General features: G+C 52.0%; 14 protein-coding genes and 2 pseudogenes. 2 read left to right on the top strand and 14 right to left on the bottom strand.

Annotated elements, in window-relative coordinates:
• Positions 1-80: 80 nt before the first annotated feature.
• Entirely contained in the window at positions 81-974 is an 894-nt protein-coding gene (locus AACV02_RS25660; protein ID WP_119735349.1) for a LysR family transcriptional regulator, read from the bottom strand.
• 980 nt (positions 975-1954) lie between these two features.
• Positions 1955-2416, bottom strand: a complete 462-nt coding sequence (locus tag AACV02_RS31005; RefSeq protein ID WP_177413650.1) for a hypothetical protein — start codon at positions 2414-2416, stop codon at positions 1955-1957.
• Between the two features lie 763 nt (positions 2417-3179).
• On the opposite strand from AACV02_RS31005, the gene AACV02_RS25655 reads away from it, so the two are divergent.
• A complete protein-coding gene (locus tag AACV02_RS25655) occupies positions 3180-3524 on the top strand; it encodes a SemiSWEET family sugar transporter (RefSeq protein ID WP_119735348.1) in 345 nt (114 codons plus the stop codon).
• Between the two features lie 484 nt (positions 3525-4008).
• Here the strand turns inward: AACV02_RS25655 and AACV02_RS25650 are convergent, their stop codons facing one another.
• The 7 genes and pseudogenes from AACV02_RS25650 to AACV02_RS25615 all read right to left on the bottom strand — a co-directional run bounded on the left by AACV02_RS25650 (position 4009) and on the right by AACV02_RS25615 (position 10105).
• Positions 4009-4200, bottom strand: coding sequence for a hypothetical protein (locus AACV02_RS25650; RefSeq protein ID WP_157986786.1), 192 nt, complete (start codon positions 4198-4200; stop codon positions 4009-4011).
• Between the two features lie 255 nt (positions 4201-4455).
• Complete coding sequence (locus AACV02_RS25645; RefSeq protein ID WP_119735347.1) at positions 4456-6066, bottom strand: methyl-accepting chemotaxis protein; 1611 nt, start codon at positions 6064-6066, stop codon at positions 4456-4458.
• A gap of 618 nt (positions 6067-6684) precedes the next feature.
• Positions 6685-7835 (bottom strand): annotated as a pseudogene (locus AACV02_RS25640) (IS3 family transposase).
• A 644-nt stretch (positions 7836-8479) separates the two neighbouring features.
• A complete protein-coding gene (locus tag AACV02_RS25630; RefSeq protein ID WP_119735346.1) occupies positions 8480-8923 on the bottom strand; it encodes a hypothetical protein in 444 nt (147 codons plus the stop codon).
• A gap of 2 nt (positions 8924-8925) precedes the next feature.
• Positions 8926-9153, bottom strand: a complete 228-nt coding sequence (locus AACV02_RS25625; RefSeq protein WP_177413649.1) for a hypothetical protein — start codon at positions 9151-9153, stop codon at positions 8926-8928.
• Positions 9154-9274: 121 nt separating this feature from the next.
• A complete protein-coding gene (locus AACV02_RS25620) occupies positions 9275-9472 on the bottom strand; it encodes a hypothetical protein (protein WP_078046919.1) in 198 nt (65 codons plus the stop codon).
• A 105-nt stretch (positions 9473-9577) separates the two neighbouring features.
• Positions 9578-10105: a hypothetical protein gene (locus AACV02_RS25615; RefSeq protein ID WP_234451996.1), complete on the bottom strand. Its 528-nt coding sequence runs from the start codon at positions 10103-10105 to the stop codon at positions 9578-9580.
• Positions 10106-10191: 86 nt separating this feature from the next.
• On the opposite strand from AACV02_RS25615, the gene AACV02_RS25610 reads away from it, so the two are divergent.
• Positions 10192-10497: a helix-turn-helix domain-containing protein gene (locus AACV02_RS25610; protein ID WP_078046917.1), complete on the top strand. Its 306-nt coding sequence runs from the start codon at positions 10192-10194 to the stop codon at positions 10495-10497.
• Positions 10498-10590: 93 nt separating this feature from the next.
• Here the strand turns inward: AACV02_RS25610 and AACV02_RS25605 are convergent.
• From AACV02_RS25605 to AACV02_RS25585, 5 genes and pseudogenes are all read right to left on the bottom strand, one after another.
• Positions 10591-11022 (bottom strand): annotated as a pseudogene (locus AACV02_RS25605) (MBL fold metallo-hydrolase); the annotation flags it as partial.
• Positions 11023-11077: 55 nt separating this feature from the next.
• The gene (locus tag AACV02_RS25600; RefSeq protein WP_119735344.1) at positions 11078-13807 is read right to left on the bottom strand and encodes a LuxR C-terminal-related transcriptional regulator; all 2730 of its coding nucleotides are present in this window, start codon (positions 13805-13807) and stop codon (positions 11078-11080) included.
• Positions 13808-14092: 285 nt separating this feature from the next.
• Positions 14093-15457: a DUF1329 domain-containing protein gene (locus tag AACV02_RS25595; RefSeq protein ID WP_106579575.1), complete on the bottom strand. Its 1365-nt coding sequence runs from the start codon at positions 15455-15457 to the stop codon at positions 14093-14095.
• A 43-nt stretch (positions 15458-15500) separates the two neighbouring features.
• Entirely contained in the window at positions 15501-17360 is a 1860-nt protein-coding gene (locus tag AACV02_RS25590) for a DUF1302 domain-containing protein (protein ID WP_106579576.1), read from the bottom strand.
• Between the two features lie 333 nt (positions 17361-17693).
• Complete coding sequence (locus tag AACV02_RS25585; protein ID WP_119735342.1) at positions 17694-19376, bottom strand: fatty acid--CoA ligase; 1683 nt, start codon at positions 19374-19376, stop codon at positions 17694-17696.
• Positions 19377-19630 lie beyond the last annotated feature (254 nt).

Below are 19630 nucleotides of genomic sequence, written 5' to 3'. Positions count from 1 at the left end.
TGAGGTAACCCTAGTTTGGGACGCTGAGCTCGGCAAATAGTAAATACAGAAGTCAGCGTTCGATTTAATAGATAGGTACGTCAAGCACGAGGCTTTTCGCGAGCTACGCACAGGAAAGGGTCTACCAGAGCAGGGCGCGCGGTTCCGCGTCGCCACGCTAAACCTACATCAAGGGATTGGTTGAGGTCTGCGAGGGGGCGGGCTTCGATAATGTCACCTTCCAGCGACCAAGGACGGTAAGTCATGTCCGGTTGAATCGACAAGCCGAGACCTGCGGCGACGAGGCTACGAACTGATTCGGTCGAGGCGGTCCTCAAGCTAATGCGCGGCTGCAAGCCCGCTCCGCACCATATGCGCTGGGCGTTACGATCCATTTCATCAATATTAAGCTGAATCAAAGGCTCCCGGGCGACATCGGCAAGGGTTATGCTGTCGTGATCCAACAGTGGATGCTGAGCCGGGAGCCACAATCGTTGAGGCGAACGTGTAAGGACCTCCGTTTGCAGAGCGTGGCGGTCTTCTAGATTTGACAAAATTAGTACGGCTACGTCGATTTCACCGCTTATTAATAAGTGTTCAATGTAAGCGCGTTCGTCCTCTATTACACTGATTTCGACATTAGGGTACGCTCGCTTGAAGCGTGTTAGTAAATCCGCCAGGTAGTAACCGGCCACTAGGGTAGTGACGCCGATGATCAATTGACCTTCTACCTCATCGGTCGCCTGTTGGAGCATACGCTTAGCATTATCAACAGTGGCTAGAATTATGTGAGACTGTCGTAGGAATTGATGACCTTGGTGGGTTAGCGTCATGCCCTTAGCGTGACGACTGAACAAACTGACACCAACTTCTTGCTCCAGTTGTTGGATCGCGAGTGTCAGTGTTGATTGGGAAATGAAAACCGCATGGGCCGCTGCCGAAATCGACCCTGTTTCGGCTACAGCGATGAAGTAACGGATCTGGCGTAATGTCATGTGATGGACTACCGTAAGCAGTTTCTAATTTTTGGCAGTGTATATTTTTCAATCTATTGCCTCTAGTCATGCGAGCACACTCTCTCAATGTCAGATCGCATTGGTACTGTGCGAGTTCGATTATTAAAAGTTTTCAAGAATCCCGCTCGGCATACCTTTAATACCGATTAAATGAGGCGAGTCATGAGATTTACAGGCTGTTTTAGGTATCTGGTAAGTGCCGGCAACCCACAGCTATCATTAGTTTTTTTATGCGCGTTTACGATTGTTCTACGTCAGCTCTGCCATTCAGATCGTCAGATTTCAACATACTATCTTGGACTTTAAATATATGCATGAAACTAGAGAAACTTAAATGACAGTAATTGTGAAAAATTTTTGTCATATTTTGTCCTACATCTTTATGGTCGTACCGTATGGAGATTGCAGTGGTGAAAGTCTTTACGCCGCAAGTGCAAAACTTATGACCACTAAATATTTCATAGCTTAAACAAAGCTACTAGCTCAAATAACGCACCGTGATTGTTAAGACATGTTCGCCACACAAACATTGTGAGTTGGTCTTGTAGATGTGACAACTTTTATAACGATAGCGAGTACACTACAAGCGCTATTGATTTTTGGACCCTTACTCTCGTGATATTCAGCAGAGATTCTCCTCGACTCTCGTTTTATTTGAAATGCTGATTATCTTTCATCAGCCCTGAACTGATCGTATGATCTTGCTTTCTGACAGAAAAATTCAGTGGCGGCGAGCCACAGCGAGTAAAATCGTTAACAAATTCAAGGCAATACAACACTTATTTAACAAAAAGTTTGCGCTTTAAATCCCGAATGCTTTAGTTCCTACATCTAAAAGAAGCTGCGCTTAACTGGCGCACTGGTTATTCAAAGACTTCGTAGTTTTATTCATTAACGCGAGTAAAAAGCTTCCAGCGCTATTATATATTTTCAATTTATTTGGAGCGCGGCTAACATCGCTATTCTTGTGCATTTATGCCAGGCGTCAATATTCTTAGATAATCAAATTCAATAGACTTCAGGTCGGCCAAGAGAACGTGTGCTAATTGCTTACAGATAAGTTTATGTGAAGACAAATCATGAACCAGGCATGTCGCACTCTGTACATGTTTTTGGAATTGTTGAAATTCGGTTTCAGCGTTGAGCTTATCTATTAGACATGCGAATTTAAGTGCTGCGCGTGCTGATTTTTCATTCATTTGAACCATTTTACCGCAATAATGGAATTTTAATATGTCGTCAACGAAGGTTTTAAAATAAAGAAATATAGGGCGATTATTTGTGTCGTCGGGTTTTAATTTGTAGTTGTTTGTTTTTTTGGGGTCCCATCTTTCCATAAAATCATTCGCCAAGTCGTGGAGATCAACTTCGCAACCACAATAGCGGAAGCTTCTATATAATTTCCGCAGCTCGACCTTCATAATGCATATCTGAGACTCAGTTAAATTTTTTTTTTAAATTCACAACGAGTATTTCGTCTAGGTAATTTTCCTTTTCTTTAGTTTCGAGGTCATCGAAATTTAGCGGATTATCTAAGATATCAGATAGATTTAGCATGAAAAGATCTTTAGGCATAGTAGTTGCAAAGCTTTATAAATGACTCGCACTTGGGATTTTTATCAGGTATCTAACCGTGTGCAGCTAGAAAATCCCAGCACTAAGTTCTCATTATCATTACACTTAACATAGATATGGACTCTTACATGTTTTCTGTCAGCTCGATAAGCTAGTTTTGGTTTATCAATAAACAATTTTTATCGAGAGTAACATCTAATGCAGTTAACCACAGTGAACTTTTAATTACGACAAGAATGCACATGGCGCTCAACATTGAAGTACTGTATACTTTATAATGATGAAAAATAAATTATTGACTTTTTAAATTTTATTTGCAAAATCTACTGAGATTTGCACATAGTCTCTATAGACTGCCAGGGATCATCAATACAGTTTGGCTAACACAAATATCCAGCGAGCGACGGCCATAGTGGTTTGAGACCCAATCCTATCGTTTATAGTTGGTTAATAATACTAACTACATATGGAACAGTGGGGATAAGTGAACTTTTTTACAGCTCCAACAAAATTCGTAGTTTTCAAATTTGACTTAATACTATATCTTGTTGTTTGGGGAATTAGTGTCGGGCATTGAAACAGGCGAATAAATTTTATCGAGTGGGCCTTATGAATAAACTCTTACTAGTTCTAGCAACTTTAATAGTTACGTTACTAAGCGTTATCATGCTGTCTTCATGGCCTTCAGCTTTAGGCGGCTTGGCCGCCTGGGTGACGACAGTTTCTTTTTTAATACAGGTTATACATATCATAAAAAACAAAGACACAAGCGGCTTATCATTGGGTATGTGGTCTTCTTTATTTTTTGGAGTAGCTTGCTGGTCTTCTTACGGCTACAAAATTGGAGATTTTCCAGTGATGTTTGCTAATGGTATAACCGTTGTCCTTGCCGGTACGGTCATATTTCTGAAGCTTTGGCATGAAAAACCATGGAGGCGAATTGCTGAGCGGTGAGATATAAATTAGTTGTTCTTTCAATTTAACTATTTACCAGATCAATATTCAGACCATTTTATTTGCTAATATTTAGCGCCAAGCTATTTCAAAATTAATAATATAGCATCAGTTCTCAAAGGCATCACACATGATAATATTTTTAAGTACTGCCAAAACTTTGACATTATTAGGGATATTCGTAATTTAGTTTGCATCGCATTAATTCTTTGATACCACATAAAACTCAAGCCAACCTTCCCCCCACTATATTCTTATGTATATGAATTTAATATGAGGCTAGGCATTTATTTAACTTATGGCATAAACCTTCCGCTTTTTAATTCATGGTAGACCGCAGATGGGAAGGTTATTGCCGAAGCGCTCTGAGATTATTTGATTAATTTAAAGACTGGTTGAACGACTTTGTCACTGGCTTCTGCTATGTTATGATCGCTAATACATCAATATTATTAGCTTTATCCTCGAGTTCGGTATGAAAGTATTATTTTTTTTCAAACAGCATCAGTCCTGCATTAGCAAGCCGAACCATGCTCCGCCACTCAGCCTCACTTACAATTTTTCTTTCTTTCAGCGATTCAGCCGATTTTAGAGCCCCATGATATTTCTCTTCATCTAAGCCAAACATTATCCTATATTCAATGAACCACTCTTTTAAAGCAGATGATTTTCCCATCCCCCCCCCTGTAGCTCTCAATCTCCAATCAAATTTTCAAAAATCATTTTAATGATCAGAGTTAAAATTTGCTAATTATGTCATCATTCTATTCAATTTTAGGAGGCCTCTAAGCAATAAGCCTTATTGTGCGAAATGAAACACGGGCCTCTTTTGACGCAGATATTTTTAAGTAGATAAGCTGAATTTAAAAGTTAGTTTATTTATGTTATTGCTCGCAGAATAATCTTTCCCCTACGAGCAAATAAACCATTGTTAAACCTTGAATTTTAAAGTCATTGCATTAAGCTCAATTGCAAGTCGCGATAGCTCTTGACTAGCTGCGGTAGTTTGATTGGAACCAGCTGATGTTTGAATCGATAAATTACGGATATTGATCAAATTCTTATCAACTTCTCTGGCAACTTGCGCCTGCTCTTCAGACGCGTTTGCAATCACCATATTCTTTTCGTTTATATCAGTGATTGCTTCGCTAATTACTCTAAATGCCTCACTCGCAGCATGACTGATCTCAAGAGTAGTTGCAGCCCGCTCTTGGCTTTCGTTCATTGCTCCGACCGCACGCAGGGTGCCGGATTGAATACTGCTAATCATACTTTCAATTTCGATCGTGGACTGCTGAGTTCGATGCGCCAGTGAGCGAACTTCGTCGGCTACAACTGCAAAACCACTCCCAGCTTCACCTGCGCGAGCAGCTTCGATCGCAGCGTTCAAAGCTAATAAGTTAGTTTGATCTGCAATGGAACGAATTACATCTATCACGCCTCCAATATCATTAATACTTTTGGCGAGCTGTTCAATTTCCTGTGATGAGAGAGAAACATCATTAGTGAGTATAGCTATAGATTCTAGAGCCTCAGTGACCCTTACGCGTCCATCTTGAGTACTTCTCTCAGCATCTTTTGACGCGACTGCAGTAGTGACTGCATTATTCGCAACCTCTTCCACTGCAGCGGTCATCTCATTGATGGCAGCTGCAGCCTGATCTATTTCTAGGCTTTGCTGAGTAAGTCCCCGGTTACTGTCCTCGGTCACCGCATTCAGCTCTTCTGATGCAGAGGCGAGCTGCTCGGACGAGCCAGCAATTTGATGAATAGTAACGCGCAAACTTGTTTGCATTTCATGTAGAGCTGTCAACAAATTAGCGGGCTCATCATTACCATGCACGACAATTTTTTTGGCTAAATCACCACCTGCTACTCGCTTAGCAACGTCAACCGCGTCCGCCAGAGGAATTACAATGCTTCTAGTTAACAACACAGCAACGGAAACTAGAACAACAAGTATTAGAGCAAGTGAGACTGAATTCACTATCAAGGCAATGTGAAATGTGTGTTTGCTCAAATTGGCAGCGTTTACAATACCATTTACATTGAATTTATTAAGTTCTTGCAGGGCGACCATAAGCGAATTGGATCGAGCGACAAGAGGACCTTCCACCAATTCAACCTGATCGTGCTCCCGCCCTTCAATTACAGCTTTCAAAACTTTTTCTTGATAGTTCTCGTATTCTGTTAGTTGATAAACAAAGTCCGAGAACAGCTTTCTATCTTCAGGCGCAAGAACTGTCTTTTCATAACTCTGTGTTTCGTTTTTAATTTTTTTATTCAATTCATTTATGCGGCTAATGGTACTGATCCGTTCAGATTCGCCCTCGAGAATTACACTTCGAAGAGTTAATGCTCTCGAGCTTCCCAAATCCATTCCAATCTCGCCTAAAGCTAATACCCCTTGCAACCAAACAGTTCTTATTTCATCTGTCGCAGAGTCCATTTTCTTGGCTTGATACAGAGAGGTAAGTCCCATTGTAATAACCAAGACTCCAACAAAAGAAAAAATAATCGCGGCTCGTTTACCTATTTTCATACTCCGCAGCACAGTAATAACCTCTGTATCTGAACCAACTTTGTGGTTTTTTATTAAATTTCACAGATCAAAACTCCTGTCTCAATCATTTAAATTATGTTTTTGCAAACGATAGCCGGACTGACTGATCGAAATAAATATGCTGAATCGATTCAGCATTCATGCGGGATTATTACAACATTATTTCAAGGCGTTTTGGTTACACTAATGTTACGATTTTGTGATTCTCATTACGTGGATGACTGCTTGCCTCGCGCCTTGAGCTCTATCAGGTGTTCAATATAGATAAAAATCAAGCTGACTCTTCTCTGACAAGGTTGATTAACTATCTGATTTCTATAGGTTTAAGCTATTTAAAAGGATTGTGTTTGCTTGTCGCCTTGCTCAACATAGAGACTTGGGGGCCTTCTAGCAGATCCTTTCCATACATCGGCCGCGGTAAAGCGTGGAGCAGTGCTAGGTTTTGCCGCAGCCCAGCGTTGGCGGGCTGCAAAGCTCCTAGCCAATTTGTCGCAGCGAGTCGCTACTCTGCGCCTCTCTCTGACCAACTCAAACATCGCTCAATGATGGTCCGCTGTCGATACTTCGGATTATCCAAGATGAATCGCCCCGGGTTTTCTAGACACTCTCAAGGCTCGCTGCGTAACGCTTTTCAAACTCTACCGGTGACAGCTGATTGTTGAAACTGTGGCGTCGTTTTGGGTTGTAAAACATCTCGATGTAATCGAACACATCATCTCGAGCATCCTGGCGTGTAGTGTAGATTTTACGCTTGATCCGTTCCCGCTTCAGCAACTGGAAAAAGCTCTCCGCCACAGCGTTGTCGTGGCAATTACCTCGACGACTCATGCTGGCTACCAGGTTGTTAGCTTTCAAGAAGCTTCGCCAGTCTGAGCTGCTGTACTGACTGCCTTGATCCGAGTGGATCATCACCTCTTGCTTCGGCTAACGTCTCCAAACCGCCATCAGCAGTGCATCAATGGCTACGTCGCTGGTCATCTGCGACTTCATTGACCAACCAATGATCTGGCGTGAAAACAGATCGAGCACCACGGCCAAATACAGCCAGCCTTCATATGTTCGGATGTAGGTAATGTCTGTGACCCAAACTTTGTTGGGTTCTCTGACATCGAATTGGCGCTTCAGTAAGTTCGGTGAGGCAACGGCTGGCTTACCGCCGTATTTTCCAGGCCTCCGTCGATACCCAGTCTGAGAACGTAAACCTTCAAGGCGCATCAACCTAGCCACCCGGTGACGGCCACAGCTCTCACCAACCTCTCGCAGGTCATCATGGATCTTTCGATAGCCATAAACGCCACCGCTTTCCAGCCAGGAGTGTTTGATCAATCCAAGCAGTCGCTGATCGTCCTTGGCTCGCGCAGATTTTGGTTCTGATAGCCACGCGTAGTAGCCGCTGGGATGAACCTTGAGCGTCAGGCAAAGCCGTCGAATCGCGTAATGACCCGCTTGCTGCTTAATAAAGGCGTACTTCAGCCGCACTCCTTGGCAAAGTACGCGGCGGCCTTTTTTAAGATGTCTCGCTCCTCCGTCACCCGTTTCAGCTCGGCACGTAGACGACGAACCTCAGCGCTCTGATCATCCTCCTCAACGCGCTGTTCCTGAGGCTTGGTGTAGCGCTTAACCCAGGCATAGAGGCTGTGCACAGACACACCCAATCGTGCAGCCACCTCCGAGACAGGAAGCTGCTTTTCGGTCACTTGCTTGACCGCCTGGATTTTGAATTCTTCGGGATAACGCTGGTTGCTCATGGCACCTCCTAATGGGCCTCATTTTAAGGCTTGGAGGTGTCTACGAAACTAGGGGCGATTCATCTTGCAGCGCTGGGTTTGTCGGTTTGAGTGGAGGGCGGCGGCGCCGCTGATTGGTCGTTGCCGCCACTGACCATTGGCTAGTGCTCTGGGTTAACGAGTTATCGACTCTGACGGAAGAATGTTGTGAAGTGCGTGCGAGACGCTGGATTTAGATCAGCCTTCTGAGGCTCTAGAGACTTGCCCGCGACCCACAAAGCCAGATCGCCGAAAAAGCGCTGCACTAGATCGCCGTTTTGTAAGAGGAGGAGCTAGAAGTTCGCGAACTGGCACCAGGTGACCAGCAGCGAATACGGCGTGAAAAAACAGCGCCAATCATTGACGTACTTCATGCCTGGGGGATCGCTCAGAAGCAACTTGTGCCTGAAGGGTCGCGTACCGGCAAGGCCTGTTCAAGCTATTTTGAAGATGGCTGGCTCACATGGGAGTTGAGTGACGTAAGGCCAGTCGCATACCCTGTATCCGTGCGGGACTGGGTATCAACGAGGTGGATTTCCCATCCCCCAGAAAGACGATGAAGTTGAGCAAGATATGTTGGGCGGACGTTTACAATAATACGGCCTGAAATCGAATTCAGTTGGCGTTCAGCCATGAAAAATCCTGCAAACCTCGTCTTTTGCAGCATCCACCACAGATTCAGGAAAGTCTTTGAGAACTTCCTTGGGGGGCTTGCCGGCTAGCATTGAGTTCGAGGAGCCAAACCAGAAGGCCATTCCCCAGCCATCCTTCTTGCTCTCTAAAATAGCTACGACCTCAGCCAGGTCAGCCAGCGGCCTGTAGCCAGTCAATGGATCCAGTCCGTAGGCGGGGAAGTAATCGATGCCCTCATGGCGCAAGGCAAAAATCCTCCCAGCACGCTTCCATTTGTTGGGTTGCGAACTAGCATTGACTGTCTTGATCTGGGCAAGCTCCGCAACCTCTTGCGCAGTCAGCCAATCACCAGAGTTCAAGATCCGAGTTTTACCCATGGCGAGCATCTTCGCTTCACGCAGTAGGGAGGGCCGGACAGGTTTCTGAGGTATCAGCATGCTTACCAGCCCTGAGATTTTGTCTCGGGCAAGGGCTTCAGTTGAGCATTGAAGGCTTGGGCCATCAGATCAATCCCAACAAGGAATGCTGTAGCTTTCTCGCTAGAGAGGCCATGCAGTTGCACGACCCGTCTTTCGCTCACTCCACCTTTGCTCGTATGAATATTGATAGAAAGGCCACTTAAGCGCTTATAACGCTCGACAATAATTTCTTCAGTTGGAAGCGCCATAGCCACCACTTTGTGTTATCAGGGTTAGGGCTGAATATATAAAGTCCAAGCTAATCCTGCGAGGACCTTCGCGCAATGGCCGTTGGTAAGCTTATCTAAATAAACATTCTCGCGCCTGTCATCATCCAATACGCGGCGGCTTTCCTGCTAAGCTACCGATCGGTTCCAAATCCTGGTTGGTACTCGATACCGCATTGAGGAATCGGCTCGCGCGCCCCGATCGCTCTCCGAATACAAGACGCGCTTCTTGAGCATATTTTCCAGCCATCAGCGGTTTAATGAACTTGCTTTTTTTTCGCTTATTTTTTTGTTTTCGCATGACACAGCCTCACCATTACGATTGCCTAACCATTCGCGCTTATTTTGCCTAGGTCTATCGAGGTATTAGGATAAAGCACGGTATTTACATCGCAAGATAAGCATCTCAGGAAACGTCGTTTTCTTCATCGGGTAGATTCACCGCATTTACCATTGTAGTAATTACAATGGAAAGCCATGCTTGGTGAGCCATTAACTGAGAATCACACGCCCCCTCACCATTGGACGCTCCATACAGGGTTCGCCACTCGAGGACGTCTGTCAGCTCAACCAACGCGTTGTCGGTGAACAGAGCATCTGAAGCGAGACGATAGGCGTAGATATCCAAGGCCTCATCACCGTGACTCCTCGACCTTGCTCTTGCAAAGTCTAAAACTGCTTCCACAGTCCAGCGTTTTGAACCATTCAGCTGCGGCGGAATCGCAAGCTGCACACCGACGATCGCCTGCTCAGCGTAGGGTCGATCCAACTCGTTGAATAGGTCGGCAAGAGCTTGTCCGGAAGAACACTTAACCATCTCCACGGTTTGGTCGGGCTCATTGAGATTCAAGACGGCAACGATGAGCATCGTCGATGGGAGACGACTATCACTCTCGGCAGCCAAACAGTTTGTAGCGAATGAATGCTGGAACATAGATTTCGACCCTAAATGAACACTATAGATTGTAGCCCTATAGTATTCAAAAAGGCTTCATCGTTCCTTTTGAAAGGTCATTCAAAATGGAACTGAAGAACGCCTTCGCCATAGCTTTGCGCAAGACCAGGCTTCAGAGAGCATTGACTCAAGAGGACTTCGGGATCATCAGCAGTAGGACGTACTTAAGTACTTTGGAAAGAGGTCTGCGAAACGTCACCCTTGAAAAAGCTTCAGATCTTGCGAGAAGAATGGGAATGCACCCATTGAGCTTAATCGTCCAGACATTCTTGATAGCCGAACCCGGAACTGACTTTGATTCACTTTTTAAGCGCATCCGCACTGAGATTGATGCAGATCCAAATGTTAGTGCCGCCCCATATGACTCTTGAGCCTTCACGTCTCCTCAAGCGTCTAGAGCTAGCATGGGAGGGATCCAATCCGCTCTGCTCACTTTTCGTTAAAAACGCTTGACTACATTAGGCAAACCAGAAGCTCATCGAACCTGGCGTATGCCCTGGCGTGTGCAAGGCCACGCCGCAACCACAGGCCAACGCCTCATCATCTTCCAACCAGCGATCAGGCGACGGCACCGGCGTATAAGGCACGCGAAACATCTGGCACTGCATTTCCAGGTTATCCCACAGGAATTTATCGTCTTTGTGCAGATGCAAAGTGGCGCCGGTTTTCTCTTTCAATTGGCCGGAAGCCAGGAAGTGATCGAGGTGCGCATGGGTATGGATGATGCTCACCACCTTGAGGCCCAACGCCTCCAGGCGAGCCAGGATCAGCTCGTGATTGCCGCCGGGGTCGACCACGATGGCTTTTTTGGTGATCGGGTCACCGATGATGGTGCAGTTGCACTGCAACGGGCCGACGGGGAAGGTTTCGCGAATCAGGGCTGGTAGCTGAGACATCAGAGCGAACTCGATCATTTGTAAGTCAGCGATTTTGGCACAAATGCGTTGCTGCCTACCCCAACAACCCCATCTCCTGCGCCCGCGCTACTGCCTGGGTTCGGCGTTCCACGCCCAGCTTGCTGTTGATATGGCTGGCGTGGGTTTTCACCGTGTGCAGGGAGATAAACAACTGGTTGCTGATCTCCTGGTTTGAGCAGCCTTGGGCGATCAGTTGCAGCACTGCCAGCTCGCGGGTGCTGAGGGTTTCGTGCGTGGGCAGGGCCTCGGCGGCGGCAACCACCGGCAGCAGCGCCAACAGGCTTTGGTTCAACAGCGCATGCGGGGTCTTGCCGAGTTGCTCGCGCATCCAATCAGGATAACGTTCCAGCAGCCGCTGGAACGGTTGCAGTGCGCCACCAACGCCCGCCTCGAGCGCCTGGGCCACGATCGGCCGCGCCTTGGCTTCCTGGCCGCACTCCAGCAATACATGCGCCTGCTGGGTCAGGGCCATCAGGGCAATCATCTGGCGCCCGCTGTTATGCGCCTGCTGCGCCAGCTCTTCGAGGCGCTGCAGGGCCGCAGCCGGTTGATGGCGGATCGCATCGAGTGCGGCCTGCTGCAGCCCGATGTGTTGCGCCAGGTGCGGATGAAACTCCGGTGCGGCGGCGGCGTGCTCACCGTTATAGGTCTGCCCCAGGCGGGTCAGCCAGGCGTCGGCGAGGTCGGTGCGGCCTTGGGCCAGCCATAATTCGCATTTGATCAGGGTAATCATCGCCAGGTAATAGATCGGCGGCACGTCCCAGATATGCATCAAGCGCTCGGCTTCGGCAAGTTCGGCGAAGGCCTTGGCGAAATCACCGCGCCGCCCTTCGAAATTGGCGATCACACAATGCCCGATGAGTACGCTGATATCGCGGCAGGCGCGCGCTTCGCTCAGGCCGGCACGCAAGCGAGCAAGGCCAGCGTCTGACTGATAACGCACCAGCAGCAGGTAACCTTCGTACAGCGATAGCCGCGCGCGTACGGCGTACAGCCGTTGAGGCGCAAGGCCCTGCAGGCGTTGCAGCCCCTGGCGCACTTCGTCCAGAGAACGCAGAATTTCGCCGCGCGCCTGCAACACGCGCGCGCGGTCGTAATGGGCCAGGGCCTCGAACAGCGGGTTGCCAACGCGCTGCGCCAGCTCCAGAGATTCGCGATTCAGGCCACGCGCGCGCCACAGGTCGGCATCGACAATAGCCAGGTTGGACAGGGTCGACAGGCACATCAGGCGCTGGCCGTAGCGTTTGTGCGGCAGGCTTTCCAACGCCTCGCTGCAATAACGCTGGGTCAACTCACGATCACCTCGCCCGCGGGCGATGATCCCGCTCAGCGCCAGCCATTGGGCCAGCATCGACTTTTGCGCAGTGGCCGACGGCGCCGGCAGGAAGCGACTGAGGTAGCCTGACAATTCTTCTGCCGCATCCAACTGGCACGCCAACCCCAGCGCCCAACTGTAGAGCACGATCAAGCGCGGCGTGCTGATCAGCAGGCTGTCGGGCAAGTCCATCTTCCAGCGCAGCAGCATGCCCACATTCTGCTCGGCCAGCAGTTGCTCCTCTGACAGGTTCTGCACCAGGTTTGCCGCCACATCGAGGTGGCCGGCGCGCAACGCCTGCTCCACGGCTTCGTCGATAAAACCCTGGGCGTTGAACCAACGACAGGCCCGCAAGTGCAGGCTGGCAATCGGCAAGGTGGCATTGCTCACGCGGCGCGTGCGCAGCAAATCGGAAAACAAATGGTGGTAACGGTACCAGTGGCCCTGTTCGTCCAGCGGCACCAGAAACACCTGATGGGCCTGCAGATAGCGCAGGATTTCCGCGCTGTCGTGGGCCTCGCGCACGGCGTCGCACAGTTCGCTGCAGAAACGATCCTGAGGCGCCGTGTCGTACAGGAACGCCTGCACTTCAACCGGCAGGCAGTCGATGACCTCTTCGAGCAGGTAATCACGAATCAGCCCTTCGCCACCGTGCAAGCTGTGCGGCAACGCGCTTTCATTGCCCGCTTCGGCGATTGCCAATAGCCAGAAACGCAGGCCGGCGACCCACCCTTCACTGCGCCGGATCAAGTTGTCCAGCGCCTCGCCGCGCAACGAACTGCTGTGCCGATCCAGCACGGCCAGCGATTCGTCGTGGGTCAGGCGCAGGTCCTGTTCGTGCAGCTCCAGCAGGTGCCGGGACAGCCGCAGGCGCGCCAGGTGCCAGTCGGGACGTTGGCGACTGGTGACCATGACCACCAGCCCATCGGGTAAATGATTGAGGAAAAACTGCAGGCAACGATCCAGCACCGGGCCCTGAGCCAGATGGTAGTCATCCAGTACCAGCAACAAGGGCGCACGCGTGGACAAGTGCAACGTCAGCTCATCGAGCAGGCCGTCGAGCCATTCTTCAAAGGCAAAGGGTTGGTGACGCTGGCGCATTTTCAGCAGGCCCAGGGATTGGGCGCCGAGTTGCGGGAAATACTGTTGCAAACCGTCGAGCAGGCGCTCGAGGAAACGGCCCGGGTCGTTATCGCGTGGGCTCAGGCCCAGCCACAGGCTTTGCCAATGCGCCGGCAAACTCTGGCAGAACTCTACCGCCAGCGAACTCTTGCCGAACCCCGCCGGAGCGCTGACCAGTAGCAATCGCCCCTCCAGGCCAGCACTCAGCCGTTCGCACAGGCGCGGGCGCAGCACATAGCCGTCAGGCAAAGGTGGCCTGTAGAAGCGCGCTTCCAGGGTCGGAATTACTGCGCTTGCAGGCCCTTGGATTCGGGACAGATCAGTCATCGCCGGGCTCTTGTAGAAGGCTGTTGTCGGCATTGCAGATGTCCGCAGACTAGCGGTAAAAGCGGCAGGGTTGTAGATCTTTGCAACATTTACCTGAAAAAGAACTACGACAAAAAATGTGAGAGCTGCCTTGCGCAAGGCTGGCTTGTGTGGGAGCTGGCTTGCCTGCGATAGCATCAACTTGGTGTAACTGATACACCGAGGCGCCTGCATCGCGGGCAAGCCCGACTCCCACACAAGCCAGCTTTACACAAGCCAGCTCCCACATTGTCGAGTGAGTGTTGCTTAGCGCACGCCATCCTGGCGCAGGGCCGCCGGGGTGAAGTCGCTGGTGGTGGCGGTAAAGCCGAAGTCATACGCCTGCTTCTCTTCGTTCTTCATGCCCAGGGCCAGGTAACGGCCGGACTGCAGGTCGTAGAGGGTTTCGAGGGCATACCACGGCACTTGTTTGTCGTAGTAGTTCTCAGCGTGAGCTTCAGCCACGCGCCACAATTGGCCACGGCCATCGTAGTGGTCGATCACAGCGGCTTGCCAGGTGTCTTCGTCGATGAAGAAGTCACGCTTGGCGTAGATGTGGCGCTGGCCTTCCTTCAAGGTTGCGACCACGTGCCAGACGCGACGCAGCTCATAACGTGCCAGGTCCTGGTTGATGTGGCCGGCCTTGATGATGTCGACATACTTGAGCTTCGGATCGTCGATCTTGTAGCTGTTGGAGGCGATGTAGATTTCTTTCTTGCCTTCCAGCTTCCAGTCGTAGCGGTCCGGTGCGCCGTTGTACATGTCGAGGTTGTCGGAGGTACGCAGGCCATCGGCGGCGGTGCCCGGCCCGTCATAGGACACTTGCGGCGCCCGGCGAACACGGCGTTGGCCGGCGTTGTAGACCCACGCCGAACGCGGCTCCTTCACCTGGTCGAGGGTTTCGTGCACCAACAGCACACCACCGGCCAGACGTGCCGGCGCGGTCACTTGCTGCTTGAAGTAGAACAGCACGTTGCCCGGGTTTTTCGGGTCGTAGTCCTTCATCTTGTCGCGGAACACAAACTGATCGCGAAAGTACACCAGGCTGAACGAGCCGTTGGTTTGCGGCGTGGCCTGGGTGACCAGACGCGTCACGCTGCCGCCGCGATAGCGGGTGATGTGGTTCCAGATCACTTCCACGCCGCTTTTGGGGATCGGAAACGGAACCGCGGTTTCGAAATTTTCCAGGCCGTTGCCGCCAGACACGAGGTTGGTATTGGTGGCGTTCTTCTTGATGGCAGCGAACACATCAGCCGGCACGGTGGCGCCGCGATGGGTCGGGTAGACCGGCATCTTGAAGGTGTCCGGGTAACGCTTGAACATCGCGTACTGCCCCGGCGCCAGCTTGTCTTTGTACTGCTCGACGTTCTGCGCGGTGATCGTGAATTGCGGCTGCTCGCTGGCATAGGGGTTGGCGAGGAAACCACGGGCATCCACGGCGCCGGCATTGGTGGGCAGCGGCGACCATTTGGGGATGGTGCCGGCCGCGTTACCGGCCATCTCTGCGCCCATCGGGGTCAGGGTCGTGCCCAGCTTGGCGGCTTCATCGGCCGAGACTGCCGCCATGACGCTACCCGCCATGATCGACAGCCCAAGCACACCCACGTGCAACAGACTTTTAGTTATTTTCATGTTCTGGCTCTTCCTGAAATGCATGCATCTGAAAAAGAAAGTCTTAGAAGTTCACGCCGGCGCTCAAGGCGATAAAGTCGCGATCATCCACCGTGGTGAACCGGCCACCAAAGAAGTTGGTGTAGTTCAGGCCGACGGTGTAGGTGTTCTGGTACTCGGCATCGACGCCCAGGCTGACGGCCTTGCGACCCTCTTCAAAGTTGCCGCCAGGGCCTGGCGAATACCCTTTGACGTCATGAGACCAGGCCACGTTGGGCTTGAGGTTCACACCGGCAAATACATCCGGGTATTCCCAGATCGCCCGGGCGCGATAACCCCAGGACGTCGCGGTGGTGTAGCCGTCGTTGTTGCAGTTGGTGTTCAAGCCGGATGCATTCGGCAGGCCCGCACCTTGAGCGGTCGAATTGTTCAGCGCGTTGCAGAAACCACCCGGCAGCGTGCCAGGGCCGAACACTGGATCACGGCCATAACGCGCAGTGTTTTTGCTTTCCAAGCCGCCCACATGGGTTACGCCGATTTCGCCCACGGTGGTCAGGCGGGTGGCGCCCATCACCTGGTCGAAGAAGTGCGTGAAGGTGGTCTGGAACTGGGTCACTTCCTTGCGGTTGTAGCCATGCAGGTCCTGGCCCGGGGTGCCCTTGAGCACCGATGCATTTTCATAGCCCCGAATCGGCGTAACGCCCGCATACAGAATATCGGTGGTGCTCAGTTGTACCGGCGCGTTTGGCCGGTAGCTCAATTCACCACTCCAGGCGGTGCCGGTAGGCAGCGTGGTGGAGAAGCTCAGGCCGTAGAGGCGGATATCTTCCGGGTACTCGACAAAGTACTGGGAACTGCCGGCCACGATCAACGGACGCAACGCCGCCAGTTGCCCCAGCGGACGGGTGTAGGCCGAGTTTGGCGCGCCGGTGGCGCTGAAGATTGGCGCACGGCTGTGGTAGTTCATGAAGTACGCACCGAACTCCGTGTCCAGTGGCTCGAAGTTGTAGTGCATGGCCACGCCGAACTGGCCGCTGTCCCGTGCATCACGGTCACCGCCACGTTTTACCAGCACGCCCTCATTGTTCACGTCCACACCCAGCGCGTTCAATGTCGGCAAGGCCGCGCCAGGGATGGTGGAGCGCTTGTTCAAGACCCGCAGGTTATTGCTGCAACCGTCGGCAATCACGTCGGGCTGGGAGAAGAACGTGCCGCAGTTATCCACAACCGTCTGGTCCCACTCCAACTGGTAGAACGCCTCTGCGGAGAGGTTGTCGGTGAGGGTCTGGGACACGTAGAACATATTGACCGGAATCAAGCCTTCCTTGATCTCGGCGCCCGGACGACGGAATGCAGACACGTCGATCGGGTTGATCGAGTTGATACCGCCACCAATGAACGTACTTTCGCCCCAGCTCACTACCTGCTTGCCGAAGCGCACGCTGCCTGGCTCATCGGCAACGGTGTAGTTGTGATAAATGAACGCATCGAGGATCTGCCCGCCAGAGGACTTGGCGCCCTCTTTGCGGTTGTTGTTGCTGACATTCTTGAAGTCCAGGTCTTCGTTTTGCAGCGCGAAGTCATACCAGTATTTGCCACGCACAAAAATGCCGGTGTCGCCGTATTTCAATTCAAGGTCATGGATACCCTTGAAGATCTTCGAGAAGGAATCACCCTTGTTGAAGTTCAGGTGGCCGTCATCGGAGGTTTGCGAAAGCCCCTTGCCGCCGTTATTGACACCAATCAGGTCTTTATTGCGACCCGCAGTCGACCAGCTCGCCCCCACCGACAGGGAGGAGTCAAAACTACCTTCGATTTCACCGATGTTGAAACTGACGCCGAATGCGGGCCCGGCGAGCGTAGAAGCGAGACTGACGGCCAGGGGCAGTCTTGCCCGGCGCCAGAACTGGTTTACTGAGGTCATCGACGCTACTCCATGTGCATTATTGTTATGGCAGTGAGTTCTTTCTTCTGGATGCATGTACCGGCCGGAATACAACGATTCCAATGCCGAACGGCAACCAAGCCCCCATGGCCCGAAGCGCAACATCCTTGAAAAACTCTGAGATGGACTATAGCCAGCAGGGGGTACCGCTTGATCCCTCTAAAGTGTGATTTGCATCACCAACCCGTCTGCCACAGTCCTTTCGCCACGCCGACGAAGGCCGGCGCGGCAAGGATGGCTGAAAATTGGCAAATCACAAGTGAAGGCTTGAGATAGAGCATTGCCGCGCCCGATCGGGCGCGGCGAGAGGCATCAGAGGGTGGACAGGAACGTGCTGTTATTGGCCTGCCATTCAATGATGTCGATACGGATACGTTTTTTGTCGAGCTTGCCGACACTGGTCTTGGGAATTTCAGTAACAACGGCAATCTGGCTTGGAATCGCCCACTTGCTCAAATGGCCCAGTTCGACAAAAGGCTTGAGGTGTTCCTTGAGCTCGCGAGCACCTATCACTTGGCCATCATGCACCACCAGCAACGCAAACGGACGCTCGCCCCATTGCGGGTCGGCGATGCCCACCACCGCTACTTCGCGTACCGCCGGGTGACGGCTGACCAGATCTTCGAGGGCCAGGGAGGAGATCCACTCGCCGCCGGTCTTGATCACATCCTTGATGCGGTCGCGAATGTCGATCACGCCAAATGCGTCCAGCGTGGCCACGTCGCCGGTGTGCATCCAGCCGCCCTCCCACAGCTCGGCGCCCTTTTGCGGCTCGTTGTAATAGCCTTCGGTCAGCCACGGTGCGCGCAGCACCAGCTCACCCTGGGACTCGCCGTCAGCGGGCAGGAAGTTGCCTTCGCTGTCGACAATCGCCGCTTCCACCAACGGCCCGGGCACGCCGGCCTTGATGCGGTAGGTGGTGCGCTCGTCCTCGGTGCCGGCCATCAGTTCTTCGTTGAGGTGGGCACACGACACCAACGGCCCGGTCTCGGACATGCCGTACGCGGCAGTCAGTTGAATACCGCGCGCCTTGGCGGCTTCATACAGCGTGCGATTGAGCGCGCTGCCGCCGATGACGATTTTCCAGCCGCCAAAATCCACGCCTTGCGCCGCCTTAGCGTTGAGCACCATTTGCAGGATGGTCGGCACGCAGTGGGAGAAAGTGACCTTTTCCTTGCGCCACAACTCCACCAGGTATTCCGGGTCGTAGCGGCCCGGATAGACCTGCTTCAAACCGAGCATGGTTGCCACGTACGGCAGGCCCCAGGCGTGCACGTGGAACATCGGCGTGATCGGCATGTACACGTCGTTGGTGCCCAGCAGGCGCACGCTGTCGACGCTGCCCATGATCGTCGCAACGCCCATGGTGTGCAGCACCAGTTGGCGGTGGGTGAAGTACACGCCTTTGGGGTTGCCGGTGGTGCCGGTGGTGTAGAAGGTGGTGGCGACGGAGTTTTCGTCGAAGTCCTGGAAGTCGTACGTGGGGCTGGCGGCCGCCAGCAGGGTTTCGTACTCGCCGACCAGGTTGGGCAGCTCGGCGGTTTTTTCGTCGCCGTCGGTGAGCAGCAGCGTTTTGTCGACCGTGGTCAGGTGGCCGGCGATGGCCTGGTAAAGCCCCACGAACTCGCTGTTGACCAGCACGAAGCGGTCTTCGGCGTGGTTCATGGTGTAGAGAATCTGTTCGGGCGACAGGCGCACGTTGATGGTGTGGATTACCGCGCCGATCATCGGGATGGCGAACATGCATTCGAGGTAACGGTGGCTGTCCCAGTCCATCACGGCGACGGTGTCACCGGCCTTGACCCCGGCCTCGGTCAGCACATTGGCCAGGCGCGCAACGCGCTCGATGAGGGTGGGATAGGTGTAACGCAGTTTGTCGCGGTAGATGATTTCCCGGGTTTTTTCGTAGCGGGTCCCGGACATCAGCAGGCGTTTGATCAACAGTGGGTATTGGTAAGCGCCTTCGGCGGGTGGGATAACACGGGTCTGCAACATACGAATCCCTTATCTGACTGCACGGTGTTGGCTTGAAGACCTGCACTTTAGAGAGCTTATGTGTCAGCTAAATCAGCCAAAGGAATGATTTGCAGAGGCCGATGAATGCTAGCTTTGCGCCACCATTTAGGTGGTGTGTGAGTTCAGCGTGGGGGCCGGGATTGTTTGCGATGAAGGTGAGCAGGGGTATCGGTTGCGGCGAGGTGGTAGGGCTGGGACTTGGGGTGGTTGCAGGGCTGGGACCATATCCGTTA

This window comes from Pseudomonas sp. Larv2_ips (assembly GCF_963879675.1).
Lineage (GTDB): Bacteria > Pseudomonadota > Gammaproteobacteria > Pseudomonadales > Pseudomonadaceae > Aquipseudomonas.
The sequence above is the reverse complement of the archived record's forward strand: the minus strand, read 5'-3'. Positions and strand labels throughout refer to the sequence as shown.